Source organism: Thermoanaerobaculia bacterium, from assembly GCA_035593605.1.
Classification (GTDB): Bacteria; Acidobacteriota; Thermoanaerobaculia; order UBA2201; family DAOSWS01; genus DAOSWS01.
Window position 1 is genome coordinate 1 of the sequence record DAOSWS010000044.1, and the last position, 19,840, is coordinate 19,840.

The following is a 19,840-nucleotide window of genomic DNA, read 5'->3' on the forward strand; positions in this document are numbered from 1 at the left end:
ATGCCTGCCTATGCCGTGAGCCACAAAGGGTCTGGTTTTCAAACCACGAGATCTGCCATCACCATTGGACACGGTATGGAACCGAAGAGTATCTGGACCACGACACGTGGAGGGGGTCGCTGCGGTGGGCCTCAGCTTGAAGGTGAAGGCCTCACCTTGCGACCTGGAACCTGATGGGTGACTGGTGCAGCGAGACGCTGACACAAAACACTCGATACAACGGGCGTAGACGAAGGTAACAGGACCTAACGATAGGAAAGGAACTACAGGATGATTGCAGGAGATCTCTATCCTTTGACATCGGGCCTCATTATGGGTGACCCCGGTACCTTCTGTTAGAAGAGATCTATCTCTTGACTTCGGGCCTCATTATGGGTGACCCCTCTGTTTTTCAACAATTTACTACTCAAAATGTTCAGAAATGACCCTTGGTTCTAGTCAAACCCCTAATTATTATCCAGATATTCAGTCCAGTACTTTACTAAAATACTTCTTAGAGAAGGATCCAGCGGGTAAGTACTGGAGTTGCACACTTCGCACATGTTTTCTAACTCGCATTGATCAATCCTGTTGGATCCAATCTTGCCAAGAATATCCTTTGAAGATGTATTATGAAGAATCTCCAGAACGCATAAGAAATAATCTGAAACTTGTTCTACCCCAAGTTGGTATAATTCCCCCTGATTTCCCAGATATCGGAACACTATATCTGTTGGGAAATTTCTCTCATCCTGCAGCCACTCGACTCGGATTGTTTTTCTTCCAGAAAGCAATTCATTTGTAAGATAATCTATATCAGATTGATTACCAGTCATTATTGTATCTATCGCCCCCTGTCTATTGGAAGAAGTCTGGCATGCACATCCTAAGATAATAACCAAAGTCACGATTAGGAGTAACATAATTTTCATATGATTCATCCTCACTTTTCTATTTATGTTAAAACGGTAAAGGCACTGGAACACTTATTACTTTAGTATTGAAATTTGCAGATGGCCTTAAAACCATAAATGATGTAATTGGTGAGTTACCAGGTTGGGCATGTCTCATAATATCGCCCTGTGGAGTGGGATTATGCGGAACGACTTCCCCTTTAGCGTACATATCCCTTAATCCCATTAAATGCCCTGTTTCATGTGGACTAATGCCTCTCATTCCACTCTGGTTGTTTGTTGTATCAACTGTGTATATTTTTCCTGTATCGGGGCCATGGGCTTTCATCTTCACTTCTGATCTACCTGGGCCAGCTATAACAGTCAGCGTATCAGTATTAGGATTTTCAGAACCAGGTGAGACAATGTTTATTTTAACATCGAATGTGAGTGTCTGGCCCGTCGGGGTAGTAACAGTTTGTTGATTCCAGTAAGATTCAGAGGCCTGCTTGAATTCTTGTGCAGTTTGTACTTGTGATTGATCATTCGGATCTCTAACTATATCTGCGTTAACAGAAGCAACACAGTTTTGTCCTGCACATGTTACAGTGACATCTTTCCCATTCAAATCAACATTAATAATAGGATTTGAAGTTGCGTATTCATATCTATTCCAATATTTAGGGTTATTTATATTGTCAAAATTCCAGTTTGGATCAATACTTAATAGCCTCCCTAATAACGGACTGTAGTACCTCGCATGCATGTAATCCAAGTTTGTCGCGAAATCCCGTTCATGGCCGGTGTACCGGTGCGTGAACTGGTCCTGAACCTGATTGGTAATCTCCTCGCCATAAGGCCAGTACACATGGAAAGATTTCACAAACCCGTACTCGTTTGCAGGAGTAGGATTAGTGAGACGAGATACTATCCGAGGACTCCCAAGATGGTCTGAGTGATAAAAATAGATATCGGATGCTGATCCATTAGGTTCACATTCCATTCCGGGATACCCAAGATCTAAAGACTCTGAGGCACCTAACTTCCCATCGAAATAATAATAATCCTGCCGCCAATCAAAGACCGGTCCAAGGCCGCTGGTAATCGTCGGTGAGGCCGGACAGGCATTCGCCCTGTATTCCGACAGGACATTTCCCATCTCATCCCGCAGGTACATCGTAAACACTTGGTTCAAACGGTCACAGGTTCCCACGCGTTCTCCATTGGCATCGTACCAAGAATCCATCGTTCCGTCCACTTCCCAAATATCCGTAGGATCGCCGCCTTCGGGATAAACGATTCTCCATACCCCATGAGTAACACGACGCAGCCTGTTAAGCGAATCATACTCGTATTCGTAGTCCCCAAACTCCGTCAGATTCCCGCCGGTATCATAATCCGCGGACACGGCATCCCCCAGGCGGTTGTGGGAGAGGAAGGAGGCGTTGATGTTCGAGGAGCCGTTCAGGTCATGGGGACCGTTCTCAAGGAGGTTCCCGAAATCGTCGTAAATGAAATCCCTGAAGTGATTCGCTGGGCTATCCTGTGCTCCTTGGTTGCGGAGAATGTAATCATAGCTGGATGTAGCCTGGACAAGCCTGGAAAGGCGATCATACTGGAAGATCTCCTGGGGAGCACTGGCCCCAGAGTACAGCCCATACCCAGGCAGAAAAGCCGTCTGCGGACCCATGCCCATGATGTTGCCCATCCCATCGTAATGGATGGGACCGCTGTCCCAATACGTCGCTCCGCTGGTGCTCTGAAAGACGCTTAGTTCAAAAGGCCGGTTCACTCCCGTGATCGGATCCCGCTCGATGCTTTCCCGGATGCCGTTGGCATAATCGGTCTGGTACGGCATACCGCCCGGATGGTAGCTTCTACCGGTGATCAGGGGCTGGTTGTCCTCGCCCGATTCACATGTCGCGCCGACGTCGCAGGGCTGACCGTCAACTCGCCCGCACCGGCATCGCTTCAGGGAAACGGGAAGGCCGTACTGATAATCGTAATCGAGATACTGATCGAAGAGTTCGCTCTGTCCCGGCAGGACATGGACCGGATAGAGGACGTGATCCACCAGTCCATAATCGTCATAGGTGTACCCCCAGACGAAGTGGGATGATTCCAGGAAATTACTGTTGAACTCATGCTTGGAAAGCCGTCCCCCGGCATCGTTATAATAATACTGGTGCTGGATATCCATCTCATCGGGAGCCAGGGGAAATTGCAAGGTGCGGATCAATTTTCCGCACGCATACCCGAAGGGATTGTTCATAGAAGAGCACATGCCGCTGGTGTGAATGCCGTCGTATTCAAATTCCTGGTACGCTTGGTAGTCCGAATCCGTGGGACGCTTTACGGAGATGAGGGTCGGGCGGCCTGCGGAATCATACTGATAGGACCAGAGCTGTCCCTGGGCATCCCGTTTGGAGAGGAGGTTGCCCACGGAGTCGTAAGGACCGTATGAGACATCGTGCCCGCTTCCTGCAAAGGTCAGCTCCGGCTGGTCTTCTGAGAGAAGATTGCCGAGGTTGTCGTATGAGAAGTCTCTTGTTTGTGTCGTGCCTTCCCCGTGCTGCTCCACATGGGTGAGATGGTCCTGGAGGTCGTAGGAGTAATAGGTGTTGTTGCCCAGGGCGTCGGTGACGTGGTCCAGGCGTCCGAGAAGGTCATAGGAATAGACTGTTGCGGCGGGCTGGCCCGAGGTGGCGTTGGGTCCGTTGACGAATCGGGTCACGGTCTTCTTTGTCGTGCCCTCATAGCTGAAAAAGGTCTCTTCACAGTCGGCCGGGGAGCTGATGTCGCAGTTGGCCCAGATGTGGGTGGGGCGCCCGAGGGTGTCGTACGCCGTATAGGTGCCTACCGTGGCTTGATTGCAATCGGCGTTCGTGGTCCAGGTCGATGTGAACACGGGCCGGTCCAGCGTATCGTAACGGTTGCATCGGTAGGACTCGGTATCGTCAGTGTTTGTCCTGTGCTCTCGAACCACGCGCCCAAGACCGTCCGCATCGCTCTGGCTCAGTTTCTGGGTGTCCGGCTTGTAGACTGCGACGCTGTAAGGCGTCGTGTCGGTATGTGGCTGGTACAGAATCGAAGAGGCGTATTCATCCGGCGGCAGGACCTTTTTGACTCTAAAGAGAGAATCATACTCGTATTGTGTGGCCAATTCCCCCGTCGTATCGTAGGTCCTTTCGGGAAGGAGCGTGTAGGGATTGATATCCTGTTTGGCCACGTAGAAGAGTCCGTCCGACCAGTTTCCGCTGGACAAGACCTGGTAGACCGAGCTCTTCAATACACCGTGCTCATAGGTGTCATGGGTTCTGTATTCAATTGCAGGGTCACCGCCGGTGCTTCGGTAATGTGCAGTGTAGGTTGGGAGACCGTCGGAAGGTTCACCGGCTTCCTGATCAATGAAGATTGTGCGGATCCCGTCGGCGGGCATCCCATTCGGGGTCGTGTCACAGGCAGCATCGCTGGCGCTGGAGGTGAATGCCTGGCAGCGGGCCTGGAGGAAACCCGTGGTCGAGTTGAAGTCGTAGTAGGTCGCGATTCCGTCCACTCTGGCTTCGGTCGGGGAGAGGTAAGTTTGGGAGTAGCGGTTCAGAAGCCACGTCGATGGATCAGGGGTCCATTCTGTGTACGTGCTTCGAAGGACCGTTCCGGTTTGGCAATCCCCGGCTTTTGTCGTGATCATCTTGTAATGACCAAAGGACCGAGAGCAGATATCCGTTTCTTCGTCCCCGGAATCTAATTCACTACGACATGTGGAGGTTGTCTGGATGGGAGTCGAGTTTCCAGGAAGGTAATGATTTATCGTGGAGTTTTTCACGCGAACGTTGGAATCTTGTTTTCCACAGGAAGTGCATTGGTTGCAGGATGTATGGATGACTTGGTTATCCCAGGCATATTCATTGATGGTCTCTTTCAGAAGTTGCCCTCCCGAATCCAAGGAGGCAGTCCGTTTGAGCCAGCCGTAATCTATTGTGGATGTGGTATCGGAACAATCCACATTACTAGGTTCATCAAGGTCTATACCGGGATAGAAGTCATTTTTCTGCCAGGATAATACTTCTGTGCATGTGTTGGGATCGGCATCACCGCAGACTCTCACATCGGTACTGTACACTGCATTTTCTCGGGAGGGAGGGTTTTGTACCGCAATAAAATTATTGGAAAAGATGTATTCATAATGTCCAAGGATCGAGCCGTCGGAATCCCGGAGAATCCGTTTCTTGATCCCGGCGATTCCAATAAAATTGTCCTCTGCGTTGGGAGTGCAATACTGTTTCTTCCATTCTCCCTGCACAATGGTCTGAAACTCATAATCGATGGAACCACCCGTCGGGAGCCCCAGGGAGGTAATGCGGCCCAGGATCTCGTTATTGATCCAGTCTGAAGCGTCGGGGACGCATGGATCCTCAGAATCGGTGCAATAGTTGAAATGAAAATCTGTGTAGTCTGGAAGGGTGATCACTTCGAGGAATGGCAAGGAAACTGATTCGTGCCACGTTTCGTGGCAAATACCATTATCATAATCCCACACATAACATGTACCCCCGTTTTCCATTCCAGGCCGAGTCGGTATCGTAATCGGGTGAATATTGAAGTTATAGGTCGGGGCCTGGGACATCAGACCATCTCTACCCAGTACTTTAATTGATTGAAGGACAAGGCCGTTACCGTTGGCATCGACATTTTCATCCGGGTCTATCGAAGGATCATTAGTGCTTGTAGGATGAATAAAACTCGTATAAACAAATTGAACTCGTTGCAAGGCTGATGCGCATCCGTTTTGACCCTCACCGCAGAAGGAAATAGAGCTTATTTTATTCTTGTACCCTGTTACGCTAAGGTATCCTATTTCCACATAATTCCCGTAAGGATCGGTGATCCGTTCGACCATATATTGGTTTGTTTCCTGAACGTAATGCATCCGATACCGGATTCCCATCCCGTCCTGGAGTTCATACCCGCTTGTGGCATTCCCGAAGAGTCTGAGGAAGGATCCATCTCGGGTAATCCGATTCTCGCTGAGATGTTCGTAATAGATATTGTGCTCCGATCCATCGGCGGATTGGAAGGTTCCGATAAGCCGATCGGATGTTCCGGGGTCGTCCGCATTCGATTTCAGGATCATTCGGCCCATGTGAATATCCCATCCGATGCCGTAGGCGGCCTTGTAGTCCCGTGCCACAGAAATGTCGCAGGAGGCATAGGGTGGATCCATCGGACAATTTTGCCCCTCATATATCAAGTACTGCGTATGGGCTCTGCGCCAGATCGTCGTATTGTAGTAAAGACGCAGCTGGAAATTGATCAGCGGGCCGACACGGTAGGACGGACCAATGGGAACGGTAAGGTTCAGGTTTCCATTGAAAAGATTGACGTTATCAACGTCCGTGAACTGGATCGTCCCCTTCAGGCCGCCCGAGCGGCTGGGATTGTAGAGGTTGTCGGAGGATTCCTCTCCGTTATCCTGACCGAAGGCCATCATGCCCGTCAGGATAAGAATGCACAGGATCCACGTGAGGTGTCTCATGCGGCGCTCCTTGGTAATGCTGTGACGCATCGAATGTCTGAGATCAGTCATGGGCCACCTCCTCATCTCCAGCGACATCCAGGCCGGGGTCTCCCTCCGTCGCTGTCATCGACCGGGCGGTCTCAAAACAGTTCCCGGAGAAGCTTCCGGCGGTGATCACAGCTGAATTCGCGATATAGCACTTGCTTGGGTCAGCCGCCTCCATGTGGAAGTTGCCGATCACGTTCACGCTGGCCGCCGCGCCCACGACGGCTTCGTTCTTCGAGGTTAGAATGAGTTCGCCCGCATGGATCGTCGCGTTCTGCTGGATAGCGGCCTCGCTCTTCTTCTCGCTTCCGGTCAGGAGGATCGTCGCCGTTCCGGAGATGTTCAGAGTGGTGTTCTGGCCGATGCTCACGTCCACAGGGGATTCCACATGGAGTTCCTCCCCATCGATCACCAATCCCGGCGGGATGACGATCTCGCTGAACTCCGATTCGATGATGATCTTTCCGGCGGACCGGATCGACTGGTTGACGCCAGCGATCAATTCCACGCCGTCCCGGCCGAAGATGCGCACCTTCTGGGCATCGATCTGAAGTCTCCCGTTCTCGCCGGAGAGCTTCACCTTGCAGGGCGAGTGGATCTCCACATTGCCCGAGGGGTTGAAGCGGACGTCAAGGTTGTAGACATAGGATCCGTCGTATCCGAACTCGGTGGCATAGCTGGCCAGTTCTTCCTCGTTTTCCACGACGATGTCCTGGTTGGCGCAGTATTCCGGCGTGAAGCCGTAGTAGTCGTAGTCATCCTCGTAGTCGTTCGCCGGGTCGTACTCCTCTCGATCCCGCTCTTTGTCGGATACGTATTTCTGCATGCGGAGATCTTTGTCTGAAAGGGGAATCCCGTTCTCCTCGAATCGCACCATCACCTCGGGGAATTCGAGGTCTTCCAGTTCGCTTCGTCTTGCGTAGAACTGGTCCATCGATGTTTCGTTGAAGGCAAGGTACTCCCCCATGGCGGTGCGTTTCACGATCAGAGATTTCAGCATCATCTGCGTGGCGAAATCGCCGTTTTCGTAGAGGTCCAAGATGTCATCCGTCCCGATGCCGAAGGGGTGGTTGTGAATGGGGAATGGACTACCAAAGAAGCAGAGGGGTGGATCGTACCCGGGCGAGGGTGGTGGCCATGTGTTGGGCTGGATCACAATTTGTCGGGGGACCGAGTCGGAGCACCCGTTTTCAGTATAGGCGGACATGCTCATCGCGATCGTATGCTGGTTAGGTTGAAGCGTGTAGGTGTGGGTTGCGGTGCAGGTATTGAAGGGACCAGGAAGGGTGGCGGATGAATGTCCATCACCCCAATTGAAGTAGCAGGAGATGAGGGCCGTGCCATCGGCAGGTCGTTTTACGGAAAAACTATAGGTGTTCGAGGCGCCCGATATGACTGAGCAGTAGGGAATCGCTGGTGAGGTCGCCACTATCCTCGGGGCCTCTTCGACAACGATAGGATGGGCGAATCCCAATACTGTGCTGATGTCTTCCTTGAATTCCACGCTATAGTTTCCCGAGTTCCTTGTGAGTACCGTGTTCGTCGTCGCGAACGCGATGGGCTGGTTGCTCAGATACCACTGGTAATCTTCCTTCCATCGCTCGGTACTGAGAGTCCCGTTTGAACAGCTGATGACGGGAGTCGGGAAGAGGGGATCGGGCGTGATCGGCTTATGGGGCGTTGGTTTCAGGAGCAGGTCATCAAAGGAACAGTAGCCTTCCAGAAGGTGTACGTAATAGGAGAAATCGAATTTCCCTTCTTCTCCCACGGAAGGATGGGAGAAGTTCCCGTGGTTTACGTGAATGTTCGTATCAAAAAGAGTCGGATCCGTCTCTTCTCCGAGTGTCATCTCGGCCGAATCGAAGTATCGGAGCCGGTTGCCGCCTTCGCCGTAGGTGTCCGTGTTCTTGCAGTGGTACCAATAGTCATAGCTGTAGTCCATGCCTCCCAGGATTTCGTGCTCCTTGCTTTTCACTGACCCTTTGGCGAGGTTCGTGACGGCGAGGAAATGCTGGCCGTGCCATGCATCATAATATTCGCCGGTGGAGCGGTTAAAGAAGAGGTTTTCGGAGCTTTTGACGACGAAGGCCCCCGTGCCGGGATAATCGGGGACTTCCAATAGCCAGTGGCAGGGGTATTCCTTGCCGTTTTGTTCATAGAAGGTTTCGAAGGAATCGTTTGCAGTACTCAAAGAGCAAAGGGTTTGTTCCGGGGATGGTCCGATGAGGTTGCAGGCTCCAACATTATTGAAGGAGAATCCCGCAATCTTAATATTGTCGACTCCTACCCATCCATGGACGTGATGGATGTCGATGGTGTATTTCATCTTTGCAACGCCATCAACGATGCCTTGCAGGGTGTGGGTTGAATGGAGCCATCCGCCGCTGGATGTGTTGGTGATGGGGATCGAGAAGCTGTAGGTTCCAAGTTTTCCCGGCCCGCTGTCCGGGTAGTACGTGACAATGAATTCAATGGATCCGTTATGTGCCGCGCTGCGGTCCAGGACCTCATATGCGTAGTCGAAGCTGATGGAGAAGTTGAGTGTACCGCTCTTTTCGTAACAGACGTTGTGGCGGAGGTGGCTATCGAGTTCATTGGTGAAGAAGAGGCCGTGACCGCTCTCGGTTGCGTACTCGACGGTGGCTCCGGCATCGCCGACGCCCGCAGGGTTCGAAGAGACGCCGTGGGGCAAGCTGGTGGCGGGGAAGTAGTACCATTCGACGGCCGTGGCGGGGAATTCCCCGTGCTCGACGGCCCGGTAGTCCCAGAACGGTGTTACTCCCTCGTTGGGAGTCTTTTCAAATCCTGGGTCAGCGTTGTCCTCGGTCGGGTTTTCGTTCATGTAGGCTGCGACCCATATCGTATACTCCCCCGTTGTTTCATCCATCTTGTAGAGACTGGACGTGTCGTAAAGGATCCATCCAGCAAAATCTTCCACGCCGAAGTAAACCATGGCCGAGACGCTTACGTCCTCAGGGATGATGAAATAGAGGTCATGGGCTTCCCATTGGTCGGGGCTGGGAATCACGTTCGCGGTCTCGTCCACCGCGTCCGTCGTCCCGGCGTACGTGAGGTGGATCCCCATCTTGCCCGTGCCGATCGAGGCAAGACCTTTTGCGTAGACGCGCAGGCGGTACGTTCCCGCATCCGTCAGAGTGAAGTCGAAGGACTTAGCGAAACCGGTGGCCACATTGCCTTTGAGAGCGGCGTTGTCTCCCGCGAAGGAATAGGTCCGTTTTCCCTGATATGCGGTGGATGTGGCGGGGAATCGCGGGTCATCATCCATGCTCCAGTAGATAGGGATGTTGATGTCTATGCTCTTCTCGAATCCCGGGTTGAGGCCCCAGAAGGGCTCAAGCAGAAGGCTGCCAGTATCAGAGGCATAGAGCTGATCCGGGTTTTCCGGATCGCTTACCGTGAGTTCTACGCTGACTTTGCTCTCCTGGTTGATCCTGCAATCGGGTTTGATCAGGAAGCTGTCCTCTTTGGGGGTGCGAAGGAGTGTGGACGGTCCGGAAGATTCCGAGTAAAAGCAGGATGGGGCTCCCGTACTCTCATCGCAGTCCCCTTCCAGGCATTCGGCTTCAGTGATCTTCGTTTCCAGGTCATCTCCTGATTCGTCGGGATCGTACACCTCACTGGAGATTGCGATGTCTCGGATCAGGTCGGTGCCGTCGAAAATGGATGGGTCTTGTTCCTGGTTCGGAATGTATCGGGCGTCGCCTGCCCGGATCGTCGGGGGCCGGTTATATTTTCCGAACTGAATGTCGTCGAAGGCAAGCCATCCGTTCAGATAGGGGGAGAGCAGGGTGATCTCCACCGTATCCCCTTCCTGGGCTGTGATATTGGTTCGGAATTGACGCCAGGAAGCCGATAGATCAGTTCGGGCCAGAGTCCGGGTCGTTGAAAAGCGCTGTTGGCCATCACTGCCAAATGAGCAGATGCGAATGCGAGGGGTGAGGTCGCCATCATACACGGCATAGGCGTGGCGAAGCTCGCCACGCATCCAGGCGCTGAGTTCGTAGTTGACATATTCGTCCACGGTGAAACTCTGGGAGGTCAAGCCGAACATTTGGTTGGAGATGGAGAACGCGTACCCTGGTCCATACCCTTGGATCGGTCCCCAGAGCAGCTGGGCGTCGGTTCCTGTGAGCGGTGAGAACGCATCGTAGTATACGGGATGGAAGGTGCTGGTGGCCGGAAATCCGGTCTCGGAGTAGGGTGTCCATCCGGTGAGGGTGTTCGATGTTTCGTCGAACGTGTCGAAATCGGAGCCCGAAAAGGGTACGGGTATCCATGTGGTGCCGTCGAATCGTTCCAGCGTGATATGGTCTAGGGCGAGCCAGCCATTCAGGTGTTTCGCCACGAGGTCGATGGTCACGTAGCTGACTCCCGTAGTGGGGGTGAACGGTGCACTATGGAAGGTCCAGCTTGGACTGCCACTGTATGGTGTCCATGTTTCCAGCTGATCGATCTCGGTTTGCGTGTCATCCAGAATGTGGAGGGATTCGGAGAGATAGCTTCCCGATGTGAAGGATTCCCCTCGCGTATAGAAACTGATACGCAGCTGGGTTGCGGCACCGGGAATGGGGATCGGGTCGCTCTTGATGCCGCCCGCGGCCAGATTGTGCAGCGTAAGCCGTGTGGGAGGCGTGGGAAGATTCGGTTGCGCAAGGGCCATGCAACCCAGTGCAGTGCCCGGATAGTTCGGATCGGGTGAGAAGTTCCAGTCGTTTGTATCGCAGAAATCATGGCCCGTGAGGAGATTGGAAGTTGTTCCCGCCTCTTCCAGTGTGACGGTATGGATCGTAGCCACGCCGTCGGTGTTTTGTAGGTGGAAAGTGATGCCGAGGTGCTGGGTGGCCGACAGGGTGGTGAAGATGGCGGATAGCACGACGGGATCTCCGGGATTGGAGGGGGGTGTCGCTACGCTCAAAATAAGATCAATCTGGCCATCTGCGATTTCCACAGGTGTGCCATCGGGTGCGAGTTCGTACTGGGTGAGGGTAGCCGTGAATCGGGTGAGCGGGGTGATGGTTTCGGATTCCTCCAGTGTGTAGGCCAGCTCATATGTAGTATCCCCTGATATTATCAGGGTGGATGGGTCGTTCCAGGCGACCTCTCCGGCCGCCTCGTTGGTATGAGTCATTGCGGGTGTCGCTTCCCTTCCTTCGCTCAGGAGAGGGAACTGATTTCCCGCAGTGGTGGCAGGAAAGAATGGATTGTTGTCTGGGTTCCAGGTGCCTGGCGGGAGTTCCTGGCAGTCGTCCAGGAAATGGATGCTGTAGTAGCTTTCCCCGAAGCAGGTGTGTGCGACATCCGCATCGTACTGCTTGATGCCTCGGACGTAGAACTGCATTCTCTTTAGATTGTCGGGAAAGGGGTAGGGAGGCTGGATCGTGAGAGATTCGGTGCTGGATTCGGTGACGCTCCAGGGTTCAGGATGGCTGGTGTCCAGCTTGATCTGGCAGGGTTCCGGTCCTTCGTACTCGTTGAAGCATCGCTGGTAGTCGTCAGTGCAGCTGCGCCAGTCGTACAGCTGGTTGCTGTAGGACTCCGTATTGGTGATCGTGAGGGTGAACGGCTGATCCGCGTCGGATTTGCAGAGGGAGACGGGGCCGTCGATGATCGGATCGCTGGGGCTCTCCTGGATCGTGACTTGTAGCGCGTATGGGTCTGAGAAACAGTCTACTCTTTCATCGAATCGTATGGGATCGTTCAGGCCGGCCTGGACCTCCAGTGTATGCGTTCCGATGGAGGTGATGGCATATTGGCGATCGGCTTCTTCTTTTCCCCAGGGTTGATGGACGATGTTTCCCTGGGGCAAGGTGTGCCGCCAGGTATACGTGGGATAGGTGCCGCAGTAATCTTCTGTGTCGTCGACATAGTTCGTGGTTCCCGCAGTGAAGGTGGGATGAATGCACTGGCTGCACCCCCAGTAGGTGCCGTCACCGTTGTCTACGCCCGTATCCGGGTTCAGGGCGGCGTTGACTTTGGGCGTCCTGTAAATCTGGCGAGCGTCAACCAACGCGCTGTATATCGTCGTGCAAGATGCATCTTGGCTGTTGGCAATTGTTGCGGTCACGATATGATCATCCGTGTTTCCAACCTGACACTGGCGGTACCAAGGATTGTCTTCCACTGCTGGATCTGTGGGTTCTGCGGTCTGAAAGTTGAAATTCGCGGTCGATGTACCGGAAATGTGATGCAGGGAGGAGGTTCCGTACGCAATATCCCAGGCTACGTGGGTGATAGAGAGATCATTCGGAGTGCAGGCTTCGGTCCCGGAATTGAGATTGATGTATTGGACCTCTCGGTCGGTACAGAGCCATTTCTTTCCCGCTTGGGTGAAACCGGAATGGTTTGTGATCTGGCAAGGGGTAATGGTGGGTGGGGCCGAGCTTTGGACGGTCGTGATCGGGCTGGGCATGCCAATATATACTTGTTCGTAGGAAGGAATAAGTTCTGGGCAAGAGCATTTTATGTCCGTTTTTCTTGACTGGCAGGCCATTGCGTCCCTGAAGTATTGCAGCTGGTAGCAGGTGCGATCGCCAACATTATCCACAAATTCACAGCCTCCAGACGAAGTGCATTGGTCGTTCACGTAGAGAATCAGGCTGAAATAGTCTTGTTTGAATCCGGTGCAGAGTGGATCGTCGGCAAAGAGCCATTTATAAAGCGTGGCGCTCCATTCAGGATTTGCTGTGGGATTCCAATGAATTCTCGATTCGGCCTTTGCCCCATAACGATGGCATTCGATGTCGAAATTCGTGCTCTGCGATGGATCGGGAAGAGCATTCGGCGGGCAGGCGTTGGGTGGCGCCTGCGCCACGAGGACTATGGAAAAAAAGACAAAGAGTGCTCCAGCCAGGATGCGTCGAATCATAACCTTCCTCCCAATGGAATCAGATATCATCGCCCGAGTTGATTATCCGAAGTAAAGCAATATTTTTATGCAAATGATTTGCCAGCGATTATACACCCGTGGGAACTTGAGATCGAGTCGTGCTTAAACGCCTGCTTTTAGGAGTATTTTTAATTCAGAGGTCAAAAAGTTGGGAATGGGCTCCTTCATGCACCGTGTTACGAAATGAAACAGGCGTCCGGGGTTGCGGCTTGATTTTTCAAATTAAGAAAATCCGACTTAGGTTGCACCTCGCCAGAGTCAACATTTCTTCACTTATCCTCATCTTTGGATAATAGCTCTGTTGGTATGGGGAACGTATATGTAGAATTTTGCATCAAGGGCTACTCATGTTGGGGTACACCTTCGGCTTTGTCAACGGTACCACCCGTTTCTCACTTTTGCCAAGGGAAATGATGTCGTGGCGTATCCGTCCCAGATGTATTGTCTAACGCTATAAATACATTATTTCCTTGATGATTGTCAAGAGTTGTTGCTTGGTGGGGGCGTAAAAGAGATCAAGCCCCTTCTTCGGTTTAGGTGCGGGAAGGGGGCGAGGTTGGGGGTAATATTTTCCGGTTTCAGGGTTTTATGGTTTCCAGTTGGTCTTTTTTAGCTTTGTTGCCTTGATGGAAGGTGTAGAGTGTGATTCCTCTCAGGAGGCGCTTGTAGGGTTGTAGGATTCCTTCCAGGGTCTTGGTGATGTTGCGGGTTTTTGTGGTTTCTATGATGAGTGCTTTCTCTTTGGCCTGGATCTTTTCCAGGGTGTAGAGGTGCGCGAACAGTTTGGTCAGGCCGTCTCTTTTGCTTCGCAGATCTTTGATGTGCAGGGTTTGTATGGCTACCTTGCCGTCCTGGGTTGCGAGGTCAATGCGAAATTCAGGGAGGCCCCATCCTGCTTTCATGGTCCCGGGACTCAGGCACCACCCTTTCGTATTTTGCAGGTGGTAGCAAAGTCGGGAGTGGAAGGCGTTTCCCGGAGCTTTACTGGTTTGTTTTCGTTTTGTTTCTGTTTTGACTCCTTTGGCCGTGAGCCTGTAGACACCTCTTGAAAGCCGTACAAGGGTTCCTTTCCATTGTCCCGATGTTGTGTTGGTTGTGGATCGGGTGATGTAGGCAAGGACGGGATAAAGATTCGTTGATGGAGGGATTTCTGTCCTATGGAGAGCTCTAGCCTTGGTAAAAAGGTTTTTTGGAGTGAAGGGAGCCTTGTCCTCTGCGTGTAGCTGCTGGGCAGCTTCTATCAGCATCGCAGCGTATGGCATGGAGCCTTTGCCATGGACCTTGGAAAACGTAATCGTTCCTTTCTTCAAGTCTATGTTGGTGACTCTGTACCCATGCTTAAGCCAGGTTCTTGGATGGTTGGGTATGGCGCTTTGGCTGTTGGCCCACCAGGAGACATGCTTCCGGGCAGATACAGGTAATTTACGCCCGAGGATCGACTCAATTTTTAGAAGGGACAAAACCACAGCATCCTTACCCTTCAAATTCTTGAAATAGTCACCTAAATTATTGTAAGTCGATGTGCGCTGCCTTTTCTTAAGACTAGCCTTCCTTATGAACGGCCTCCTCTTCTTCTGTACTTGAGTATATTTCTCAGGAATTTCTTTTCCTCTGCGAGATAACGATTTTTTCCTGGCAGCCAATCTACGAAAATGTTCACTACGATTCAATGCAGACATAACCTAACCACCCTCAAAATAATTTATTCTCCACCCACTATGTCACGAAAAAATAGACGAGTCAAGAGAATAATTGCTACAAATCTTGGGAATTCTTCGCTTCACTTTCGTGTTGATAACTTTCTTCATTAGTGTCTGATAACAGCAACCGAAAACAAGGGTTGCAATGAGAAGTTAGCGTGCGCGCAGCTCTGCCTGGACCATTTCGTCAAAGCGAGCCATCATCACATCCATAGAGTCATCATTGATTAACATCTTTTTCCACTTGTCCCAAACTAATGTTGATATAGTATCTTTTGAGACAATATCATTCATTTCCTCCCATGCACTAGCCGGATGAAACAAGACATCAGGCCGTGCATCCAAATCAAGAAAGGATCTGTAAACCAGGGATGCAAGCCCAGCCATGGCAGAAATATATTGCCCATCAAGATAAGGATTATTATCTTTTCTAAACACCATTATCTGATAGGCGGTTTCATTCTCTTGGAGAACAACATCATATCCCCAATAACTCCTCCGATAATTATTACAAGGCATACATCCACCTAATGCTACTACTCAATAGAGGTGGAAGTGCTTCCTATTTATAAGTATTGCGTTTTATTTAAATATCAATGTTCCCCAGGATTGTTAACGTTCTTCTATTGGGAAGAGATGATTGCAGCTAGAATTACAGCATATGTGGCGAGTAAGGAGGTGATTGATGCAATAATCCACTTGATCAAGGAATACAGAGCAACTTGTCGGTCAGCATTAAACTGCAAAAAGGCATCTGCATAGCATTGATAGTGCTCCTGCACGTATTTAATCAGGGCGGCTTTGGATTCTTTGTTATGCATGCCTATGTAATTCTTTACCTTCATATCCTCATTTATCACACGCGACCTTAACTTCAGTACCCCCTGATCACTATTAGCAGTACAATATTCGCTGAGCGTAAGTATATCACTACATATACGTTTTTCCTCATTATACAGAAGACATGCATATGGATGCACCTCTCTTTTCAACATCATATGTTTGTATATTCTATTCACTTTTTCTTCGTATTCCATTCTTCTCTTTCCTTAGGCCATTAATGTTATTGCAGTCTGGGTGTCTCTATAATTTTCACTTTCGATTTTCTCAATATTCATTTTGTAACTAGTAAGGAATATATCCTTTGCTGGATCCTTTACATTTTGCAGTAGTTTTATATACTCTTTCACTTGATGAATAAACATCTTATTATATTCTACGATCATGTCATCTTGCATATCGCACGTCTCGAAAATGTACAATCGCAGAGAATCCAAATATTCTATATGGGTTGTGACTACCCTGAGGATATAAAAGTAGCCTTCATTCTTTGCCACACGGTTTTGCCCATAATACTTAAAGCAGAATAATGACCTTTTAAATTCCGAAGGATTCATATGCAACTTATTTTCAAATACCTCGTCGTAAAATCTATTAATTAGCTTACTATATCTTTTTAGAGTATTTAGTACATTTGTAATGTTTTCCTTTATTAATAACATATTATTCATGTCCGGTTTGGCGCTTAGCGTATGTATCGGAACAGTATTGTGAGATATTACTGAAAAGTACTCATAGTGGATTATGATGTGCCGCAAGAAGGAGAATGCTGCGGGATTAACTTTGATTTTGATTTTATTCAAAGTCCTTCTTATTTTTGCGATATCAGTTAGTACTGTTTTATCACCGCGCATTCTCTTTTGTAAATTCCGGATTTCTTCAATAGCTTCCAGTTCTTCTGAAAAAGGTTCTGAATCTTCATCAATATACTTATTTTTTACCGTTATTAAATTGACCCACCCATATTTTTCTACGCTATAGAGTTCAAGTAATACCTTCATAATAGTTTTATCTGAATATACACCCTGCAGTATCTGGATCAAGTCAAATAATGCATACTCCCTCTCAATCTCGAAAAGTTCACTATAATTATTCACCTCGGCATTGCAAGCATTCAACAACACCGTAAGTATAACCCTTCGTGGATCACAATATCCTTCCTCTTCAGTTTCTGGGATTACAATGTCTTTAAATTTTCTAATAAAGTTGTCGTTGCTTAGCAACCTTAGAATGCCAAATATAATATTCGCTCGAGCACCGAATTTATTGTGCCTGTATAAATATAGAAATCCTTCATAGTTGATATTTGAATCTTCTAAAACTTGGTAAATGTTTGTGTTTAACTTTCTATAATCATAATTGTACAGAGGCAGCAAGAATTCTTTGAATAGAAGTTCATCATTTACGAGTATTGATATAATTTCAGGTATATTGTATCTTTTATACTTAGTGTTAATCAATGAGTCTTTAGGACACTTATTGTTTATAAATTCTATCCTTCTCTCAAAATTCAATTTTTGCAATTCTGCGTTATGCCCTATTTTTATAGGTAATTGCACTATCCCATCCCATATCCTATCGATGTCATTCGCATTACAATTATTTATTTGTGCATTATTTGCATCTCGAACGCAAAATATCAGTTTATAATTTTGTACGAAATCAATATCAAAATCAAATATGTTTTTATCCTGTGATAGAGATGATAAAGTGGTTAAGATAACTGGCAAACATTTCTTTAGGTTATCTGCAATATAATCCAATCCGACAGCGTCAAGATTATCAAAGTATAACAAATGAATGCGTTGGTCATTACTGGTATATGCCCGATAAAACAAGAATGAAAAGAATAGTATAAATATGTCATTAAAAGATGTAGTATCGATTATGCTATTAAACATTTTCAGATTCTCATCAGTAGATCCTTTGAATTGAAGAATCTCGAATGTATCCGGCATATATTCCCTGAATGACATATACCTGGAGGATAAAAATTCTATGAACGATTGAATCAGCACATCATCATATGACGTTAAATGCTTTCGCAATCCCTTAAGGAAATGGGATTCAGTATTTTTCTGCGGCCCTATTTTTGTATTTACCGTTTTAAAATCTATAAATACATGATAAAAATTCTTTTGAAATGAGGCTTTAATGCTTCGGAGGAAAGTTGTTTTCCCTATACCGCTAAAGCCATGAAGAAATAGCACCCGATTATTCCAATCACTTGATGTCAGTTCCCTTATGAACGATTGCTGGTCAGTAATGTATTTGCTGTTTGATACAAAGAATTCATTAATGAAAACCTCTTCTGTTAACCTGCCGCCAAAATTCTTCTGATCGTCATAAGGGCATGCTTGCAGAATTTCTGTCGGCTTAGGCATCTTTAAGAGAAGTCTATTCAGCAACTCACGAGCTTTTTCCTCATCCACCATAGTAGCCTCCACTAAGAGCATTAATCGCACATTATGAGGCGAAGACCTATATAATTCACACACAATAGAAATCGTGTTTGCACGCCTCGTTCCACAAACTGGTATTTTCTTTACCTGTCTACGGGTCGAATGATCCCATTATTATTTCCCGGTAATTTCGTTGGCTCTTTTCCCGCTGTACCCGGAGTCGTCGGTGGGGTGGTCGGCAGTGTTACAGAACCCTGGAATGAGATAGCATTTTTTGCGGCAGTTTCTGGCTGCCGTTTATACTCCTGACGAGTGTAGTTGACATCTCCTGCACTGTACTGGAGCCGCTCTCTTATGCACTGCCTTGACTGGGTAGGGTACAAGTATTTTGTGAGCGTATGAACGTAAACGACGGGCTCAATGAGAAGCCGCAACTTTGTTAATGGTCGAGAACCCACATCTGTCGTACTCATGGTGGGTTCTTCGACAAGATCCAGCGCATTTGTAAGATATGCGGTGATAGGGAGCATACCAGCAAGTGTCGTAAAGCTGGAATCCTCAACTGTGGCCTCCGCCTCAGACAAGGTCCCGTCAGCTGAAAGCTTAACGACCGCATGTGAGGATCCTGCTAAGGAGCGCTTTGTATTGATCAGATACGTATCCCCATAATCGATGTACGGTTCCCATGATGCAGTATCTCCAATAAGTATAAGATTGCCGTTCGCTATTAAGGATTGTGTCGCTAAATTTATCGGGGAATTTCCGTTGCATAATTGGGAGAAAGATTTTTCCAGTTCACCTGTTGGATCTAATAGGTTTTTCTGTCTGGCCGATTCATATCCCTCTTGATTTAACAGAATGTTCTTTCTTCCTACCTCCTTCCAACCAGTGCCTTCTCGAGCTTCTGATATTAAGGAGACTGAGTAAAGCGGCTCAAGATAAGTATTCTCCTGCTTGCATCGCGCCTTCTTGAGGTAAAAGGGGATTCCGTCAAGTGGCTTCGTGACTGCATTCTCCCTTGAGTACACAGAGTAGAGACCACTTGTGCATCCAACGAGCGCGATTGAAATAACGAAGAAAACCGTAACGATTAAACGCATAATAGACTCCTTGGGTAAATGTGGTTGATAACGCCCGTTCATAGTTACTCTTCCTCCAAAGAGGCATCCAGGTCCTCTGACAAATGAGAACTTGCCTCTCCTGTTTCAGTGCAATCATTGCAAACCATGCCGGAATTTCTTGCCTTCAAGCCCAGGTTGACGAGATGGAGAGAACGTTCCACGACGGTGTCCAAATCACACCCCATGTCGAGAAGTTGTTCTCTCAGTTCTCCCAGTGATTTATTACTGAATTCTCTCAGTTTCACCGTAAGATAGATCGCCAACGCAAAACCTCCTAGAACATACCGCTCTTCAATATCTATCGGATAGGACCAAGGTTTTCATCAGGAATCCATGCGCACCACTTGCTTTGCGTCTACCTTCACCATGACGTACCGGTTAAACATCTCCACACCCAAGACCAGGTACTCCTGGCCCTCGACCTGTTCCAAGTAA

General features: G+C 49.0%; 9 protein-coding genes. All 9 read right to left on the reverse strand.

Annotated features, from left to right (window positions below; translation table 11 throughout):
* Nucleotides 1–446: 446 nt before the first annotated feature.
* A complete protein-coding gene (locus PLD04_14790; protein HXK69594.1) occupies nucleotides 447–911 on the reverse strand; it encodes a hypothetical protein in 465 nt (154 codons plus the stop codon).
* A 28-nt stretch (nucleotides 912–939) separates the two neighbouring features.
* Nucleotides 940–6,459 (reverse strand): RHS repeat-associated core domain-containing protein, encoded by a 5,520-nt coding sequence (locus PLD04_14795; protein HXK69595.1) that lies wholly within the window; start codon nucleotides 6,457–6,459, stop codon nucleotides 940–942.
* A complete protein-coding gene (locus tag PLD04_14800) occupies nucleotides 6,452–13,321 on the reverse strand; it encodes a hypothetical protein (GenBank protein ID HXK69596.1) in 6,870 nt (2,289 codons plus the stop codon). Before PLD04_14800 ends, PLD04_14795 begins: the two co-directional genes overlap by 8 nt.
* Nucleotides 13,322–13,920: 599 nt before the next feature.
* The gene (locus tag PLD04_14805) at nucleotides 13,921–14,985 is read right to left on the reverse strand and encodes a hypothetical protein (GenBank protein HXK69597.1); all 1,065 of its coding nucleotides are present in this window, start codon (nucleotides 14,983–14,985) and stop codon (nucleotides 13,921–13,923) included.
* A gap of 210 nt (nucleotides 14,986–15,195) precedes the next feature.
* Nucleotides 15,196–15,561 (reverse strand): hypothetical protein, encoded by a 366-nt coding sequence (locus tag PLD04_14810; protein ID HXK69598.1) that lies wholly within the window; start codon nucleotides 15,559–15,561, stop codon nucleotides 15,196–15,198.
* A 104-nt stretch (nucleotides 15,562–15,665) separates the two neighbouring features.
* Nucleotides 15,666–16,079, reverse strand: a complete 414-nt coding sequence (locus tag PLD04_14815; GenBank protein ID HXK69599.1) for a hypothetical protein — start codon at nucleotides 16,077–16,079, stop codon at nucleotides 15,666–15,668.
* Between the two features lie 12 nt (nucleotides 16,080–16,091).
* Nucleotides 16,092–18,317, reverse strand: a complete 2,226-nt coding sequence (locus tag PLD04_14820; GenBank protein HXK69600.1) for a hypothetical protein — start codon at nucleotides 18,315–18,317, stop codon at nucleotides 16,092–16,094.
* Between the two features lie 110 nt (nucleotides 18,318–18,427).
* Nucleotides 18,428–19,384 (reverse strand): hypothetical protein, encoded by a 957-nt coding sequence (locus tag PLD04_14825; GenBank protein HXK69601.1) that lies wholly within the window; start codon nucleotides 19,382–19,384, stop codon nucleotides 18,428–18,430.
* Between the two features lie 44 nt (nucleotides 19,385–19,428).
* The gene (locus tag PLD04_14830; GenBank protein ID HXK69602.1) at nucleotides 19,429–19,668 is read right to left on the reverse strand and encodes a hypothetical protein; all 240 of its coding nucleotides are present in this window, start codon (nucleotides 19,666–19,668) and stop codon (nucleotides 19,429–19,431) included.
* Nucleotides 19,669–19,840 lie beyond the last annotated feature (172 nt).

Bases quoted from the DNA above. Each gene is read 5' to 3' on its own strand.
- PLD04_14810 (HXK69598.1), bottom strand. From the start codon at position 15,561: ATGCCTTGTAATAATTATCGGAGGAGTTATTGGGGATATGATGTTGTT.
- PLD04_14800 (HXK69596.1), bottom strand. From the start codon at position 13,321: ATGATTCGACGCATCCTGGCTGGAGCACTCTTTGTCTTTTTTTCCATA.
- PLD04_14790 (HXK69594.1), bottom strand. From the start codon at position 911: ATGAAAATTATGTTACTCCTAATCGTGACTTTGGTTATTATCTTAGGA.
- PLD04_14820 (HXK69600.1), bottom strand. From the start codon at position 18,317: ATGGTGGATGAGGAAAAAGCTCGTGAGTTGCTGAATAGACTTCTCTTA.
- PLD04_14825 (HXK69601.1), bottom strand. From the start codon at position 19,384: ATGCGTTTAATCGTTACGGTTTTCTTCGTTATTTCAATCGCGCTCGTT.
- PLD04_14795 (HXK69595.1), bottom strand. From the start codon at position 6,459: ATGACTGATCTCAGACATTCGATGCGTCACAGCATTACCAAGGAGCGC.
- PLD04_14815 (HXK69599.1), bottom strand. From the start codon at position 16,079: ATGGAATACGAAGAAAAAGTGAATAGAATATACAAACATATGATGTTG.